The organism is Actinomadura sp. NPDC048032 (assembly GCF_040653175.1).
Lineage (GTDB): Bacteria > Actinomycetota > Actinomycetes > Streptosporangiales > Streptosporangiaceae > Spirillospora > Spirillospora verrucosospora.
Genome location: NZ_JBEZJP010000182.1, coordinates 1 through 14,410, shown reverse-complemented (window position 1 = coordinate 14,410; position 14,410 = coordinate 1). Strand labels below are relative to the sequence as shown.

13 protein-coding genes are annotated in these 14,410 nt (G+C 73.9%); 7 read left to right on the top strand and 6 right to left on the bottom strand.

Going from position 1 to position 14,410, the window contains the following annotated elements; genetic code table 11:
* Positions 1-186 precede the first annotated feature (186 nt).
* Both AB0C69_RS22980 and AB0C69_RS22975 read left to right on the top strand, forming a co-directional pair.
* The gene (locus AB0C69_RS22980) at positions 187-1,212 is read left to right on the top strand and encodes an SDR family oxidoreductase (protein WP_360356684.1); all 1,026 of its coding nucleotides are present in this window, start codon (positions 187-189) and stop codon (positions 1,210-1,212) included.
* Positions 1,213-1,240: 28 nt separating this feature from the next.
* The gene (locus AB0C69_RS22975; protein WP_360356682.1) at positions 1,241-3,046 is read left to right on the top strand and encodes a thiamine pyrophosphate-requiring protein; all 1,806 of its coding nucleotides are present in this window, start codon (positions 1,241-1,243) and stop codon (positions 3,044-3,046) included.
* 125 nt (positions 3,047-3,171) lie between these two features.
* Here the strand turns inward: AB0C69_RS22975 and AB0C69_RS22970 are convergent, their stop codons facing one another.
* From AB0C69_RS22970 to AB0C69_RS22950, 5 genes are all read right to left on the bottom strand, one after another.
* Positions 3,172-3,774: a TIGR00730 family Rossman fold protein gene (locus AB0C69_RS22970; RefSeq protein ID WP_360356679.1), complete on the bottom strand. Its 603-nt coding sequence runs from the start codon at positions 3,772-3,774 to the stop codon at positions 3,172-3,174.
* A gap of 56 nt (positions 3,775-3,830) precedes the next feature.
* The gene (locus AB0C69_RS22965; RefSeq protein WP_360356676.1) at positions 3,831-5,489 is read right to left on the bottom strand and encodes an ABC transporter permease; all 1,659 of its coding nucleotides are present in this window, start codon (positions 5,487-5,489) and stop codon (positions 3,831-3,833) included.
* Positions 5,486-6,397, bottom strand: a complete 912-nt coding sequence (locus tag AB0C69_RS22960; protein ID WP_360356673.1) for an ABC transporter ATP-binding protein — start codon at positions 6,395-6,397, stop codon at positions 5,486-5,488. Before AB0C69_RS22960 ends, AB0C69_RS22965 begins: the two co-directional genes overlap by 4 nt.
* On the bottom strand, positions 6,394-7,062 hold the full coding sequence (locus AB0C69_RS22955; RefSeq protein ID WP_360356670.1) for a TetR/AcrR family transcriptional regulator: 669 nt from the start codon (positions 7,060-7,062) through the stop codon (positions 6,394-6,396). The genes AB0C69_RS22960 and AB0C69_RS22955 overlap by 4 nt, the downstream gene beginning before the upstream one ends.
* Positions 7,063-7,176: 114 nt before the next feature.
* A complete protein-coding gene (locus tag AB0C69_RS22950; RefSeq protein ID WP_345180007.1) occupies positions 7,177-8,271 on the bottom strand; it encodes a trypsin-like peptidase domain-containing protein in 1,095 nt (364 codons plus the stop codon).
* 184 nt (positions 8,272-8,455) lie between these two features.
* Between AB0C69_RS22950 and AB0C69_RS22945 the strand changes: the two genes are divergently transcribed.
* Positions 8,456-8,878 (top strand): archease, encoded by a 423-nt coding sequence (locus AB0C69_RS22945; RefSeq protein ID WP_360356668.1) that lies wholly within the window; start codon positions 8,456-8,458, stop codon positions 8,876-8,878.
* Positions 8,879-8,919: 41 nt separating this feature from the next.
* On the opposite strand, the gene AB0C69_RS22940 is transcribed toward AB0C69_RS22945, so the two are convergent.
* Positions 8,920-10,338 (bottom strand): RtcB family protein, encoded by a 1,419-nt coding sequence (locus AB0C69_RS22940; protein ID WP_360356665.1) that lies wholly within the window; start codon positions 10,336-10,338, stop codon positions 8,920-8,922.
* Positions 10,339-10,443: 105 nt separating this feature from the next.
* Between AB0C69_RS22940 and AB0C69_RS22935 the strand changes: the two genes are divergently transcribed.
* The 4 genes from AB0C69_RS22935 to AB0C69_RS22920 all read left to right on the top strand — a co-directional run.
* The gene (locus tag AB0C69_RS22935) at positions 10,444-11,088 is read left to right on the top strand and encodes a hypothetical protein (RefSeq protein WP_360356663.1); all 645 of its coding nucleotides are present in this window, start codon (positions 10,444-10,446) and stop codon (positions 11,086-11,088) included.
* 192 nt (positions 11,089-11,280) lie between these two features.
* Positions 11,281-12,117, top strand: a complete 837-nt coding sequence (locus AB0C69_RS22930; protein ID WP_179843744.1) for a geranyl diphosphate 2-C-methyltransferase — start codon at positions 11,281-11,283, stop codon at positions 12,115-12,117.
* Positions 12,118-12,167: 50 nt separating this feature from the next.
* The gene (locus tag AB0C69_RS22925; protein WP_345179998.1) at positions 12,168-13,361 is read left to right on the top strand and encodes a family 2 encapsulin nanocompartment cargo protein terpene cyclase; all 1,194 of its coding nucleotides are present in this window, start codon (positions 12,168-12,170) and stop codon (positions 13,359-13,361) included.
* 234 nt (positions 13,362-13,595) lie between these two features.
* Positions 13,596-14,410, top strand: an 815-nt coding sequence (locus tag AB0C69_RS22920; protein WP_360356659.1) for a BTAD domain-containing putative transcriptional regulator, incomplete at its 3' end; no start/stop codon positions are given.

Here is a 14,410-nt window from a genome sequence, read left to right as displayed (position 1 = left end):
AGCTCCCGCGAGGCGGGGACGTCGACGCTCATCGTTCTCCTTCGATTACGGCAAGGTCACGAATACGCACAGCACGACCGTATCCGAGCCCCGCGAGGCGTCCGGGCGGGCCCTTTGTTACAGGGCCCCCGGCTCGGGCAGTGGGTCCCTGTGCCGGATCCAGCATCGCCGTCATGGGGAATGAGCATGAACTACAAGATCGATAAGGGCACGGTCGTCGTGGTGACGGGAGCCTCCGGCGGCATCGGGCGCGCCGCCGCCGAGGCGTTCGCGCGCCGCGGGGCCCAGGTCGCCCTCCTGGCCCGCGGGGACGAGGGGCTGGAGGGGGCCGCCGCCGACGTCGAGGCCGCCGGCGGGCGCGCGCTGCCGATCAGCGTGGACGTGGCCGACCCCGGCGCGGTGGACGAGGCGGCCGAGCGCGCCGAGAGGGAGCTCGGGCCGATCGCCGTGTGGGTCAACGTGGCGTTCTCCTCGGTGTTCGCGCCGTTCTGGGAGATCGAGCCGGAGGAGTTCAGGCGCACCACCGAGGTCACCTACCTCGGCTACGCCAACGGGACCCGGGCCGCGCTGCGGCGGATGATGCCGCGCGACCGCGGCGTGATCGTCCAGTGCGGGTCGGCGCTGGCCTACCGGGGCATCCCCCTCCAGAGCGCGTACTGCGGCTCCAAGCACGCCGTCCAGGGGCTGCACGACTCGCTGCGGGCGGAGCTGATGCACGAGCGCAGCGGCGTGAAGCTCACGATGGTGCAGATGCCCGCGGTCAACACGCCCCAGTTCGACTGGGTGCTGAACCGGATGCCGCGCCGCCCGCAGCCCGTCCCGCCCATCTACCAGCCGGAGATCGCGGCGGACGCGCTCGTCTACGCCGCCGAGCATCCCCGGCGCCGGGAGTACTGGGTCGGGGGCAGCACGGTCGGCACGATCCTCGCCGACAAGTTCGCCACGGGGCTGCTGGACCGCTACCTGGCCCGGACGGGCTTCAAGTCCCAGCAGACCGAGAAGCGCACGCGTCCGGACCAGCCGGCGAACCTGTGGGAGCCGGCGGACGGGACCCCGGGCGGCGACCACGGCAGCCACGGGCGGTTCGACGAGCAGGCGCACGCGCGGAGCCCGCAGATGTGGGCGGGGCGCCACAAGTACCTGGTGGGCGCCGCGACGGCCGGCGCCGCCGCGGGCGCCGCCGCGGGCGCGGCGCGGCTCCTGCGGCGATGACGCACGACCGACGACGAAGGGGAGAGCGATGGCGCAGCAAGTGGCCGACTACGTCCTCCAGCGGCTGACCGAGTGGGGCGTGAAGCGCGTCTACGGGTACCCGGGCGACGGCATCAACGGACTGCTCGGCGCGTTCGACCGCGCGGAGGGCGAGCCGGAGTTCATCCAGACGCGGCACGAGGAGATGGCCGCGTTCATGGCCTGCGGGCACGCGAAGTTCACCGGCGAGGTCGGCGTCTGCGCGGCGACGTCCGGGCCGGGCGCGATCCACCTGCTGAACGGCCTGTACGACGCGAAGCTCGACCACCAGCCGGTCGTGGCGATCGTCGGGCAGCAGAAGCGCCTGGCGCAGGGCGCGCACTACCAGCAGGAGGTCAACCTGGAGAACCTGTTCTCCGACGTGTCGGAGTTCTGCCAGATCGTCATGCATCCCGGCCAGATGCGGCACGTCATCGACCGGGCGTTCAAGACGGCCCTGACCACCCGCGGCGTCTCGACGATCATCATCCCCGAGGACGTCCAGGAGGCCGGCGCGGTGCCGTCGCCGCCCAAGGAGCACGGCTCGGTGTACTCCAGCGTGGGCTGGAGCAGGCCCCGCGTCCTGCCCGACCCCGAGGAGCTGCGCAAGGCCGCCGGCGTCCTCAACGAGGGCGCGAAGGTCGCGATGCTGATCGGCCAGGGCGCCGCCGGCGCCGAGGCCGAGGTGATCGAGACGGCCGAGCTGCTCGGCGCGGGCATCGCCAAGGCGCTGCTCGGCCGCGAGGTGGTCCCGGACGACCTGCCGTTCGTCACCGGCCCCATCGGCCTGCTCGGCTCCAAGGCCAGCGACGAGATGATGATGAACTGCGACGTGCTGTTCATGATCGGCACGAGCTTCCCGTACGCCGAGTGGCTGCCGGACGAGGGCAGTTGCAGGGGCGTCGAGATCGACATCGACGGGAGCATGATCGGCATCCGCTACCCGATGGACGCGCACGTCGTCGGGGACGCCAAGGAGACGCTGCGGGAGCTGATCCCGCTGCTGCGCCGGAAGGAGGACCGCTCCTGGCGCGAGGAGATCGAGGAGAACGTCCGCGCCTGGAACACCGTCATGGAGAAGCGGGCGGGGCAGAGCTTCGAGGGGAAGGTCAACCCGCAGGCCGTCGCGCACGAGCTGTCGCCGCTGCTGCCGGACGGCGCGATCCTCACCGCCGACTCCGGCTCGGCCACCAACTGGTGGGCCCGCCACATCAAGCTCCGCGACGGGATGAGGGCCTCCCTGTCGGGCACCCTCGCCACGATGGGCCCCGGCGTCCCGTACGCCATCGCGGCCCGGTTCGCCTACCCCGACCGCCCGGTGATCTGCTTCGTGGGCGACGGCGCGTTCCAGATGAACGGCATGAACGAGATGCTGACCGTGAAGCGGTACGCCGACCGGATGGCCGGCCCGGCGCCGCTGATCTTCGCCGTGTTCAACAACCAGGACCTCAACCAGGTCACCTGGGAGCAGCGCGCGATGGGCGGCGACCCGAAGTACGAGGGCTCGCAGAGCATCCCCGACTTCCCGTACTCCGAGTACGCCGAGCTCTGCGGGCTCAAGGGCGTCTACTGCGACGACCCCGGGAAGGTCGCCGACGCCTGGCGCGAGGCCCTGGCGAGCGACCGTCCCGTCGTCCTGGAGTTCGTGGTCGACGACGAGATCGCCCCGATCCCGCCGCACATCATGAAGGACCAGGCCAAGAAGGCCGTCAAGGCGGGCCTCAGGGACCCGCAGAAGCTCGGCATCGCGGCCCGCGGCTTCCGGCAGAAGCTCACCGACATGTACGAGAACATGCCGGGGCGGAAGCATGACTGACCGGCGTCCGGGGCGGAGCGCCAGCGGAGCGGAGGACGACGGTCAGTCCCCTTCGGGGGTGTGGGGGTCGCCCCCCACAATGACTAGCTGACGGGAGCGGAGGAGCGCGCGTCGCCGAACGACGGTCAGAGTTCGGCTTCGGCGTAGTCCTCGGGGGAGAACTCGATCCGGGGCTGGGACCGCTCCAGGAGGTCGAACGCCTCGGGGACCGAGCTCGTCCAGCCGACGGCGTCCCAGATCTTGGGGCGGGCGAAGCCCTGCTCGGTGAGGCCCGTCATCAGCTCGCGCAGCGGCTCGTAGACGCCGGTCGGGTCGAGGATGACGATGGGCTTGTCGTGCATGGACAGGACGCGGGCGGTCCACACCTCGAACAGCTCCTCCAGCGTGCCGATGCCGCCGGGCAGGACGAGGAACGCGTCGCTGCGCCGGTCCATCTCGCCCTTGCGGGCCCGCATGTCCGGGGTGACGATCAGCTCGTCGTTGTCCTCGTCGGAGATCTCGACGTTGACCAGCCCCTCGGGGATCACGCCGACCGTGCGGGCGCCGCCGGCCCGCGCGGCGCGGGCGACGGCGCCCATGCACGAGACCTGGGCGCCGCCGCTGACGAGGCTGTGGCCGCGCCGGGCCAGCTCGGCGCCGGCCTCGGCGGCGAGGTCGACGTAACGACGGTCGATCTTGCCGCTGGACGAGCAGAACACGCAGACGGCGAGGGGGTTCCGGGAAGTCACCCGGCCAATCTAACGGCTCGGGTCCGGGGAGGCCCGCCGATTATCCGGCGCCGGGGTCACGCCGTGGAGAGGTCGCGGCGGCGGAAGCCGAGGAGGCCGAGGGCGGACAGGACGGCCGCGATCGCCAGCAGCCAGAGCAGCGGCGCGGCGGTGACGTCGTGCCCCGGCAGTTTCGGGACGTGGGTGAACGGCGAGACGTCCAGGGCCCACTGGCTCAGGTCGAGCCCGGCTCCGAAGAGCGTCACGACCGCGAAGACCCCGACCGCGGCCCAGGCGCCGCCGGTGAACCTCGGCGCGAGGCCGAACAGCGCGAGCGCGATCGCCCCGACCAGCCACACGGCGGGAAGCTGCGCGAGCGCGGCGAGCAGGACGCGCGGGACCTCGCGGCCGGGGTCGCCGGTGTCGAGGCCGTGCGCCAGCCCGGCGGCCAGGCCCGCGACGCCGAGCCCCGCGACCGGGCCGAGCAGCGCGAAGGCCAGGTGGCCGGATGCCCACCGCAGCCGCCCGACGGGGGTGGCGAGCACCGGTTCGGCGCGCTGGCCCGTCTCCTCGGTGCGCAGCCGCAGCGTGGCCGAGACCGCGTAGGCGGCGGCGATCAGGCCGAGCATGCTCATGATCGAGGCGAAGTAGGCGTCGGTGATCCCGCCCTGCCCGCCGAGCCGGGTGAAGATCTTCTCCAGCTCGGGGTTGTCCTTGACCATGTCGCCGACGCCGCCCGCCACCGCGCCGTACACGACGCCGAGCGCGGCGAACCCGGCGAGCCAGCCGGAGAGGGCGCGGCTCTGGAGCCGCCAGCCGAGGCCGAGGGCCCCCGAGAGCAGGCGCGGGGCGTCCGCGGGGCCGAGCCTGGGCGGCAGCACGCCCGCGCCCACGTCCCTGCGCGCCGACAGCGCGCCCGCGGCGGCGACCAGGGCGGCCGTGAGCGCGACGACCGGCAGGAGCGTCCACCAGCGCTCCCCGCCGTAGGCGCGCAGGCGGTTCTCCCATCCGAGCGGGGACAGCCAGCCCAGCCACGACAGCCCGTTGCCGGCGCCGCCGACGTCGGCGGCCATCCGGACCACGAACGCGGCGCCGACGGCGGCGATCGCCATGCCCCTGGCGGCGCCCGCGCCCTCGCTGAGCTGGGCGGTGACGCCCGCGAGGGCGGCGAAGACGCATCCCGCGGCGGCCAGTTGCAGGCCGAACGCCAGCGAGCCCGCGAGCGGCAGGCCCTGCGCCGCCATGCCCGCGGTCAGCAGGGCGGCGAGGACGAGGTTCGCCGCCATCGTCACGGCCAGCGCGGCGGCCAGGCCGGCGCCGCGCCCGGTGACGGTGGCGCCGAGCAGCTCGCGGCGGCCCGCCTCCTCCTCGGTCCGGGTGTGCCGGACGACGGTGAGCACGCTGATCAGGGCCACGACCACCGGGATGAAACCGGAGCGCTGGGCGACGATCGCGCCGAGGTTCGTGTCGTACAGCGGCCCGTACAGGGCGAGGAACGTCGGGTTGTTCCCCGTGGTCTGCGCGTACTTGAGGCGCTCGGCGGCCGTCGGGTAGAGGCTGTCGGTGGCCGCCACGAAGTTGATCGGGATCAGCGCCAGCACGATCACCCAGGACGGCAGCAGGAACCGGTCGCGGCGCAGGATCAGCCTGATCAGTCCGCCGGTCCCGGTGAGCGACCGCAGGGGCGTGGCGCGGGACGGCGCGGCCGCCCGCGCTTCGCGGACCGCCGCGCTCATCGCGCGGCCTCCGATGCGAGCTCGTCCTTGTAGTGGCGCAGGAACAGCTCCTCCAGGGTCGGCGGGCGGCTGCTCAGGCTCCGCACGCCGACCTCGGTGAGCTGCCGCAGCGCCGCGTCCAGTTCGGGGGTGTCCACCTCGAAGCGGATCTTGTTGCCGTCGATGCGGACGTCGTGGGCGCCGGGCAGCGGCAGGCCGTCCGGCGGCGACGCCAGCTCCGCGTCGATGGACGTCCGGGTCAGGTGCCGCAGCTCGTCCAGCGTCCCCGACTCCACCGCGACGCCCTTGCGGATGATCGTCACCCGGTCGCAGAGCGCCTCGACCTCGGACAGGATGTGGCTGGACAGCAGCACGGTGCGGCCGTCGCGGCGCTCCTCCCGGACGCACTCCTGGAACACCTCCTCCATGAGGGGGTCCAGCCCGGAGGTGGGCTCGTCGAGCAGCAGCAGCTCGGCGTCGGAGGCGAGCGCGGCGATGAGCCCGACCTTCTGCCGGTTGCCCTTGGAGTAGGCGCGGCCCTTCTTGCGCGGGTCGAGCTCGAACCGGTCGAGCAGCTCGGCCTTGCGGCGCGCGTTCACGCCGCCGCGCATCCGGCCGAGCAGGTCGATCACCTCGCCGCCGGACAGGTTCGGCCACAGCGTCACGTCGCCGGGGACGTAGGCGAGCCGGCGGTGCAGTTCGGTCGCGTCCCGCCACGGGTCGCCGCCGAGCAGGCGGGCGGTGCCGCCGTCGGCGCGCAGCAGGCCGAGCAGGACGCGGATGGTGGTGGACTTCCCGGCGCCGTTCGGGCCGAGGAAGCCGTGCACCTCTCCGGGCCGGACGGTCAGGTCCAGGCCGTCCAGCGCGCGGGTCGGGCCGAACTTCTTGACCAGGCCGGAGAGGGCTATGGGGGGCGTGTTCGTGGTCACCGGTCCTCCTCGTCGAGGGGTCGCCCGCCGGGGGCGGGCAGGTTCTTCAGGGCGGCGCGCGCCTGCGCCACCAGCTCGGGCGACAGGAGCCGGTCGTCGAGGACGTCCAGCATCGCCAGCGCCATGCGGGGGTAGCCGTCGCCCAGGAGGACGTCGGCGCCGAGGGCCCTGGACATGTGCTGGTGCAGGACGATCACGCCGAAGCTCATGCCGGTCAGGACGGTCGCGTAGCCGTGCGGGTCGTCGGTGTTCGGCGCGGCCATGCCGGGCGCGCCGCGTTCGAGCATCTCCTCGCTGAACGCGATCGCCTCGTCGAAGAGCACGGACGCGGCGGCCGACCCGTCGGTCAGGGCGCGGGCCAGGTAGCGCTGGACCGGCAGGGCCGTCCGCATGGCGATCGCGAGGAAGCTCGGGCTCGCCATCCCGCCGTTCAGGGCCTCCTGCTTGGTCTCGCGGATCACCTCGATCACGTGCTCGTCGCACGCGGCGCGCAGCGCCTCCTTGGTGCCGTAGTGGTGCTGGACGAGGGCGGGCGACACGCCGGCGGCCTTCGCGATGCCCCGGATCGTGGCGCCCTTCACGCCGTGCTCGGCGAACTCCAGCAGGGCCGCGTCCCTGATCCGGGCGCGCCCGGTCAGGTCGTCGGCCCGCTCCCGCGTCGCCATCCCCACCCCCTGTACGCATGTTCAGTAGCCTGTACGCTTGTACACTGTACTCGCGTACAGGCCACCGTCAACCCGTTGGGGACGGGTGGTGCCGGCGGTCCGGGCCGAAGGGGCTCAACCGCCTCCGGGCAGCTGGCCGAGCGTCACCTGGACCTGCTTCTTCGAGCCGTCCGGCTTCTGGATCTCGACCTTCACCGTCTGGCCGGGCCTGAGGTTCGCGAGGACGGTGGTCAGCGCCGTCTGGTCGGGCGTCGCGGTGCCGTTCACCGCGAGGATCAGGTCGCCCGGCCGGATCCCCGCCTTGGCGGCCCCGCCGCCCTTCTGCACCTCCACGACGGCGACCGCCGTCCGCCGGCCGGTCTGCGGGTCGACGATCGTGCGCACCGCCACGCCGAGCGCGGCCCGGCCGGAGTTCGACACCTTCCCCGACTCGATGAGCTGCGGGACGATCCGCTTGACCGTGTCGCTCGGCGTCGCGAACCCGATGCCGGGCGCCGCGGCGCCGATCTGCGGGTCGGAGGCCGCCGCGGTCGGGATGCCGATCACCTGGCCGTCCAGCGTGACCAGGGCGCCGCCGCTGTTGCCCGGGTTGATGTCCGCGCTCGTCTGGATGGCGTCGGCGATGGTCGAGCCCTGGAAGGCCCCCTCGCCCTTGGTCGACACCGTCCGGTGCAGCGCGGAGACGATCCCGTTCGTCACGCTTCCGGAGAGGCCGAGCGGGTTGCCCATCGCCAGCACGATCTGCCCGACCTGCGCCGTGCTCGACTCGCCCCACGACGCCGGTTTCAGCGACGCGCCGGCGACCTTGACGACGGCCAGGTCGTCGGCGGCGAACTCGCCGACCAGGGAGGCGTTCATCGGGGAGCCGCCGCCGGACGAGGTGACCTGGATCTTCTTCGCCCCCGCGACCACGTGCGCGTTGGTGACGATGTCGCCCTGGGCGTCGAACACGACGCCCGACCCCTCCCCCTGGTCGGTCTGGATCTTCACCACCGACGGCAGGACGGCGTCCACGACCTTCACGTACTGCTGCTGCAGGTCCGACCCGGACTCCGGGACCGGCGCCGACGTCCGCACCGACGCCGGGCCCGGGTTCCCGGCCCGCCCGGCGTTCTCGGACCCCCCGCTGCACCCGGCGAGCGTCATTCCTCCCGCCATCGCCCCCGCCAGCGCCGCCGCGCACGCCTTCGCTCTCGCGCTCCTGTCCACGCTCCACCTCCAGAGGGCACCGTTCCCGCCCTCCGCGCGGCGGGCGCCGCGCCGCGCGCGATTTTGCGACGTCATGCCGCAGGCCGGGGCCGCAGATGATCTTTCGGGGGCGGCGGGCGCGCCCGGCCGCCCGCCGCAGGGCCCGGCCGGTTTCCCGTGACCGGAGCCGGGTAGCCGTCCGGCCATGGCGGGCGCGAGCGGGCACCGGGGCGTCCCCCACCCCGCCGACCTGCGGATCGAGGCGTGGGGGCCGACGCGGGAGCGCTGCGTCGCCGAGGCGGTGGCCGGGCTCGTGGAGTCGTTCGCCGACGTCTCCGGCGTCCGCCCGTCCGGCGGCGTCCGGGTGGACGTGCCGCCGGGCCCGGACGCGGACCTGCTCGTCGCCGTCCTGGACGAGGTGATCTACCGCCTGGAGGTCGACGGCGCCGTGGTCCTGGACGCCGCGCTCGCGGGGGCGCCGGACGGCGGGCTCACCGCCCGGCTGGCGACCGGAGACGCGGCGGAGGCGGTGGGGACGGGCGCCGTGCCGAAGGCGGTGTCGCTGCACGACCTGCGGTTCGGCCGCGACGCCCGCGGCTGGTTCTGCGCCGTGACGATCGACGTGTGACGGGAGCCGCGCCGGACGCCCACCACGCCGCGACCGGCCGGTCAGCCCTTCACGACGCCCAGCGGCACGAGGCGGGCGACCTTGCGGCAGAGCCCCGCCCCCTCGCCGGCCTCGACCACGGCGGACACGTCCTTGTAGGCGTCCGGCGCCTCCTCGGCCAGACCGCGCCACGACGACGGACGCACCGCGATGCCCCGCTCCTCCAGCGCCGCCCGCAATCGCCTCCCGTCGACGCCGCGCGCGGCCTGGTGGCGGCTCTGCACCCGTCCCGCGCCGTGGCACGTGGACGCGAACGCGGGCCCGCCCGGCACGCCCGTGAGGACGTAGGACGACGTTCCCATGGTCCCGGGGATCAGCACCGGCTGGCCGGCCGCGCGCAGGTCGGGAGGCAGCTCGGGGTGGCCGGGCGGCAGCGCGCGGGTGGCCCCCTTGCGGTGCACGCACAGCCGCCGCCGCTCGCCGTCCACCACGTGCTCCTCGATCTTGGCCAGGTTGTGCGAGACGTCGTAGACGAGGTCGAGCCGGGCGCCCGCGACCCGCCGGAACACCCGGCGCGCCGCCTGGGCGAGCAGCTGCCGGTTGGCGCGGCCGTAGTTGGCCGCCGCCGCCATCGCGCCCAGGTAGGCGCGGCCCTCGGCGGAGTCGACCGGGGCGCAGGCGAGCTGCCGGTCCGGGACCTCGATCCCGTGCCGCGGCATCGCCGCCTCCATCGCCCGGACGTGGTCGGTGCAGATCTGGTGGCCGAGCCCGCGCGACCCGCAGTGGATCATGACGCAGACCTGTCCCGGCCGGAGCCCGAACGCCCCGGCCACGTCCGCGTCGTAGATCTCCGCGACCCGCTGCACCTCCAGGAAGTGGTTGCCCGAGCCGAGGCTGCCGACCTGCCGGGCGCCGCGCTCCACCGCGCGCTCGCCCACCTGGCCGGGATCGGCGTCGGCGACCGCCCCCGCGTCCTCGCAGCGGCGCAGGTCGCGCTCGTCCCCGTGGCCCCGCTCGACCGCGTACCGCGCTCCCCCGGTGAGGATGCCGGTCAGCTCCCGCCGTCCCGGCAGGCTCCACACCGCGCCCTTGCCCATGCCGCGCGGGATGACGGGGTCGAGGCCGTCCATCAGGTCCCGCAGGACGGGGGCGAGGGCGGAAGCGTCGACGTCCGCCGCCAGCAGCCGGACGCCGCACGAGATGTCGAACCCGACGCCGCCGGGCGAGACCACGCCGCCCTCCGCCGGATCGGTCGCCGCCACGCCGCCGATCGGGAAGCCGTATCCCAGGTGGATGTCCGGCATCGCGTAGGAGGCCTCCACCACCCCCGGGAGCGCGGCGACGTGGGCGACCTGCCCGATCGCGTTCTCGGCGGGCGCGAGCAGTTCCCGCGACGCGAACACCACGCCGGGCACGCGCATGGCGCCGGTCGGCTCGATCCGGAACCGGTAGGGGCCGTCCTCGACCAGGTCGGCGTTCACAAGGCGGGGCTACCCGCGGCCCCCGCCCCTCATGCGCAGCTCACAGGCCCCCGGCTCGCCGGCGGTCGAGGAGTTCACGCGTGTCATGCGGGTAGCGTGCGAATCATGCTCGCCGAACCCGCGCCCGCGCTGAGCGACCTCGCGCTCGGGCTGGTCGTGGTGGCGCTCGCGGTCCGGCTGGGACGGTTCCCCGCGCCGCATCGGCACTGGCGCACGGCCTTCTGGTGGGCCGGGAGCGCGGCGCTCGCGGGGTCCGTCCACCACGGGCTGATCAAGTACTCGGCGCGGTGGTCGGGGCCGAGCTGGGCCGTGATCAGCGCCATGGTCGTCGTCGCGGTGTCCTACCTGCTGGCGGCCACCGTCGCGGAGGTGCTCGGCCCGCGCCACGGCAGGACGTTCTGGCTGCTGCGCTCGGTCGGGATCGGCGCCTACGCCGTCCTCGCGGTGACCGGGCACGCCGGGGTCGGCGCCCTGCTCGCCTGCGAGGGCCTGACGATGGCGTGCATCCTCGCGCTCTGGGGCCGGGCGGCCCGGCGCCGCCACCCGATGGCCGGCCCGGTGCTCGTCGCGCTGGTCGCCAGCGGGGCGGCCGCTGCGACCAAGGCGATCGACCCGAGCGTCACCCGCGGCGTCGCACTGGACCCGACCTCGGTCTACCACCTCGCCCAGATCGTCGGCATGGTCCTGCTCTACCTGGCGGTCAGCAACCCGCGCCGCCCGGATCCCGAGCCCCGCGCCCTCCTCGGATAGCGGCGGGCCCGTCCGGTACCACGGAGCCCGCCGGGCGCGCGGCGCCGGGCGTGCAGGAGTGTCCGCGGTGGAACATTCCCCTAACGGAGGTGTCTTCCTTCTGTGCTGAAGAGCGCCCTTTCGGACACGGACGGTCACCGTTAGCTTTCAACCCGTGATCCCGAGCCACCGTCCCCGTGGAGGAAAGCGTTCATGACGGCCATCGCCAGCGTCTACCAGCACGACGTCGCCACCTACTGGAACACCGAGCGCAACCCGGTCAACCTGCGGCTCGGCGACGTATCGGGGATCTACCACCACCACTACGGCATCGGCGAGGTGGACTGGTCGGTCCTGGAGACCCCGGAGGACGCCCGCGAGGAGGCGGTCATCGCCGAGCTGCACCGGCTGGAGAACGCCCAGGCCCGGTTCCTGCTCGAACACCTCGGCGACATCCGGCCCGACCACCGCCTGATGGACGCGGGCTCCGGCCGCGGCGGCTCCAGCATCATGGCCAACGCCGCCTTCGGCTGCCAGGTCGACGGGGTGTCGATCTCGCAGGCCCAGGTGGACTTCGCCAACGGGCAGGCCGCCGAGCGCGGCGTGTCCGACAAGGTCCGGTTCCACTTCAAGAACATGCTCGACACGGGGTTCGAGGCGGGCGCCTTCCAGGCGATCTGGAACAACGAGTCGACCATGTACACCGTGCTGGACGACCTGTTCGCGGCGCACTCCCGGCTGCTGGCCCGCGGCGGCCGGTACGTCACCATCACCGGCTGCTACAACGACGTCTACGGGCTGCCGTCCCGGGCGGTGTCGACCATCAACGCCCACTACGTGTGCGACATCCACCCGCGCAGCGCCTACTTCCGCGCCATGGCGGCCAACCGGCTCGTCCCCGTCACCGTGGTCGACCTGACCGCCGACACCATCCCGTACTGGGAGCTGCGCGAGAAGTCGTCGGTCGCGACCGGCATCGAGAGCGCCTTCCTGGAGGCTTACCGCGACGGCAGCTTCCAGTACCTGCTCATCGCCGCCGACCGCATCTGAACCCGTTGACCCGGACCGGTCGCCTTCGGGCGGAGGCAGGTGAGCAGACCATGGAAACGAGGCACCACGGGTGCAGCGGCCGGCGCGCGCCGTACGGCTCGGCCGCGGAACCCCGGCCGGCGCGGCCGTCCGGGCCGGGCACCGAGGCGGCGGCCCTGCCGTCGCTGATCGCCGCGGCGCGTCCCAGCCGGGAGGTCCCCTACGGCGACCTCCTGGCCGGGAGGCATCCGCGTCCGGTCGGCGGCGGCGGGCCCGGCTACGTCGAGCGCGACTGGGGCGACGGCTCGCACTCTCCGCTCTACTGCCCTCTGCCCGAGCGCGCCGACGACGTCCTCGCCGCCGAGGTCGACGCCCGGCTGGCCTCCTGGGCGAGCGACCGCGGGTTCGACGAGCACGAGCTCGACGCGCTGGGCAAGGCGGCCTTCGGGCGCCTCGTCACCCTCGCCCACCCCGACACCGACGACCCGGACGCCCTGCTCGTCGCCGCGCAGCTGAACGCCGGATGGTGGGCGGCCGACGACTACTACGCCGACGACACCGCCCTCGGCGCCGTGCCCGCGCGGCTGCCGCAGCGCCTCACGCTGGTGATGTCGGCGATGGACCCGGTGCCGTCCGCCGGCGAGTTCACCCCGCCGCTGGACGAGGCCGTGGAGGGCGACGTCGTCCTGCGGATGCTCGGCTCGGCGGTCGGCCACCTGAAGCGCCACGCGTCCCCCGTGCAGGTCCAGCGGATCTGCTACTCCACCTTCGCCATGTTCGTGAGCTGGACGGCCTACGCGGCCTGGCGCGAGACCGGTGAGCACCCGCCCGCCTGGGAGTACCTGGCGGCGCGCCAGCACGACAGCTTCTACACCTCGATGACGCTCATCGACGTCGTCGGCGGCTACGAGGTCCCGGCCCACCTGTACTACGACCCGCGCGTCCGCCGCGCCGCCTTCCGGGCGGGGACGGCGAGCGTGATCGTCAACGACCTGCACTCGGTGGCCAAGGACGCCGCCGACGAGAACCCCGTCTGCAACCTGGTGCTGCTGATCGCCGCGGACCGGGGCTGCTCGGTGGAGGAGGCGACCGAGACCGCCGTGCGCCTGCACAACGACCTCGTCCGCGACTTCGAGGCCGGGCACCGGGAGCTCGCGGGCGTCCCGTCCCCCGAGCTGCAGCGGTTCCTGCGCGGGCTGCGGGCCTGGATGGGCGGCGGCTTCGAATGGCACGCCACCAACCCGCGCTACCGCGAAGGCGGCTGATTCCGCTGTTCCGGAGGTGTCCGGCGCCGGGCTTTACCGGACACAAGTGATCACCAGATCATGTTCGGCCGCACGGCCGGTGTTGACGGCTTTACCACATCGAGTCAAGACGGAAGCCAAGAATCGTCCGATGCGCGAGCGTGATCCGGCACGGCCGGGCCGGCGCGCACCGGAAAAGGCCGCCTGCATTACTCTCTCTGCGTCGCTGTACCCGGGGATGAAGTGAGGCGCACGGTGGAATTCCGCATTCTGCGCAAGAGGCTGGGCATCCGGGCGGAGAGCGGCGAATCCATCGCCGTGCCCCACTCCGACGCCCGCGGGCTGCTGGTGACACTGCTGATCGAGGAGGGCCGCCCCGTCCCGGCCGACGTGCTCGTCGAGCGGCTCGCCGCCCCCTCCGGCGTGCCGGATCCGGCCGCGGCGCTCACCCGGGCCGTCGGCGCCGCGCGGCTCTCGCTCCCGCCCGGCCGGCTCGTCACCGAGAACGGCGGGTACCGGCTCGTCCTGGACGAGGACGACGAACTCGACCTGACCCGGTTCCGGTCGCTCGCCGCCCGCGCACGGCGGCTGCGCGCCTCCGACGCCGCCGCGGCGATCGCCGGCTACGAGCGCGCGCTGGGGCTGTGGGGCGGGGAGCCGCTGGGCGACCTGCCCGCCGCCGGCGCCATGGACGCGACCCGGCGGGCCCTCGTCGGCGAGCGCGGCCAGGTGCGCGAGGAGTTAGCCGAGGTGCGGCTCTCCCAGGGCCGGCACCGCGAACTCATCGGGCCCGCGCGCGGCTGGGTCGCGCAGGAGCCGGCGAACGAGCACCTGCGGAGCCTGCTGATGCTCGCGCTGTACCGGGCCGGGCGCAAGCACGAGGCGCTCCGCCTGTACGAGGAGGCGGAGGACCTGCCGGCGCCGGGCGGGCCCGGGCCCGCCCTCCGGCGGACGGCCGGCCAGATCGGCCGCGACGACCCGGGGCTGGACTACCGGCCCCGCCCCGCCCTGGTGCCGCTGCCCGCGGACCGGGCCGCCGACCTGGCCAACGAGACCCTCGACGCGTGCCC

Excerpts from the sequence above, each read along its gene's own strand:
- AB0C69_RS22955 (WP_360356670.1), bottom strand. The coding sequence starts at position 7,062 with ATGGCGACGCGGGAGCGGGCCGACGACCTGACCGGGCGCGCCCGGATC.
- AB0C69_RS22975 (WP_360356682.1), top strand. The coding sequence starts at position 1,241 with ATGGCGCAGCAAGTGGCCGACTACGTCCTCCAGCGGCTGACCGAGTGG.
- AB0C69_RS22935 (WP_360356663.1), top strand. The coding sequence starts at position 10,444 with ATGCTCGCCGAACCCGCGCCCGCGCTGAGCGACCTCGCGCTCGGGCTG.
- AB0C69_RS22925 (WP_345179998.1), top strand. The coding sequence starts at position 12,168 with ATGGAAACGAGGCACCACGGGTGCAGCGGCCGGCGCGCGCCGTACGGC.
- AB0C69_RS22980 (WP_360356684.1), top strand. The coding sequence starts at position 187 with ATGAACTACAAGATCGATAAGGGCACGGTCGTCGTGGTGACGGGAGCC.
- AB0C69_RS22965 (WP_360356676.1), bottom strand. The coding sequence starts at position 5,489 with ATGAGCGCGGCGGTCCGCGAAGCGCGGGCGGCCGCGCCGTCCCGCGCC.
- AB0C69_RS22930 (WP_179843744.1), top strand. The coding sequence starts at position 11,281 with ATGACGGCCATCGCCAGCGTCTACCAGCACGACGTCGCCACCTACTGG.
- AB0C69_RS22945 (WP_360356668.1), top strand. The coding sequence starts at position 8,456 with ATGGCGGGCGCGAGCGGGCACCGGGGCGTCCCCCACCCCGCCGACCTG.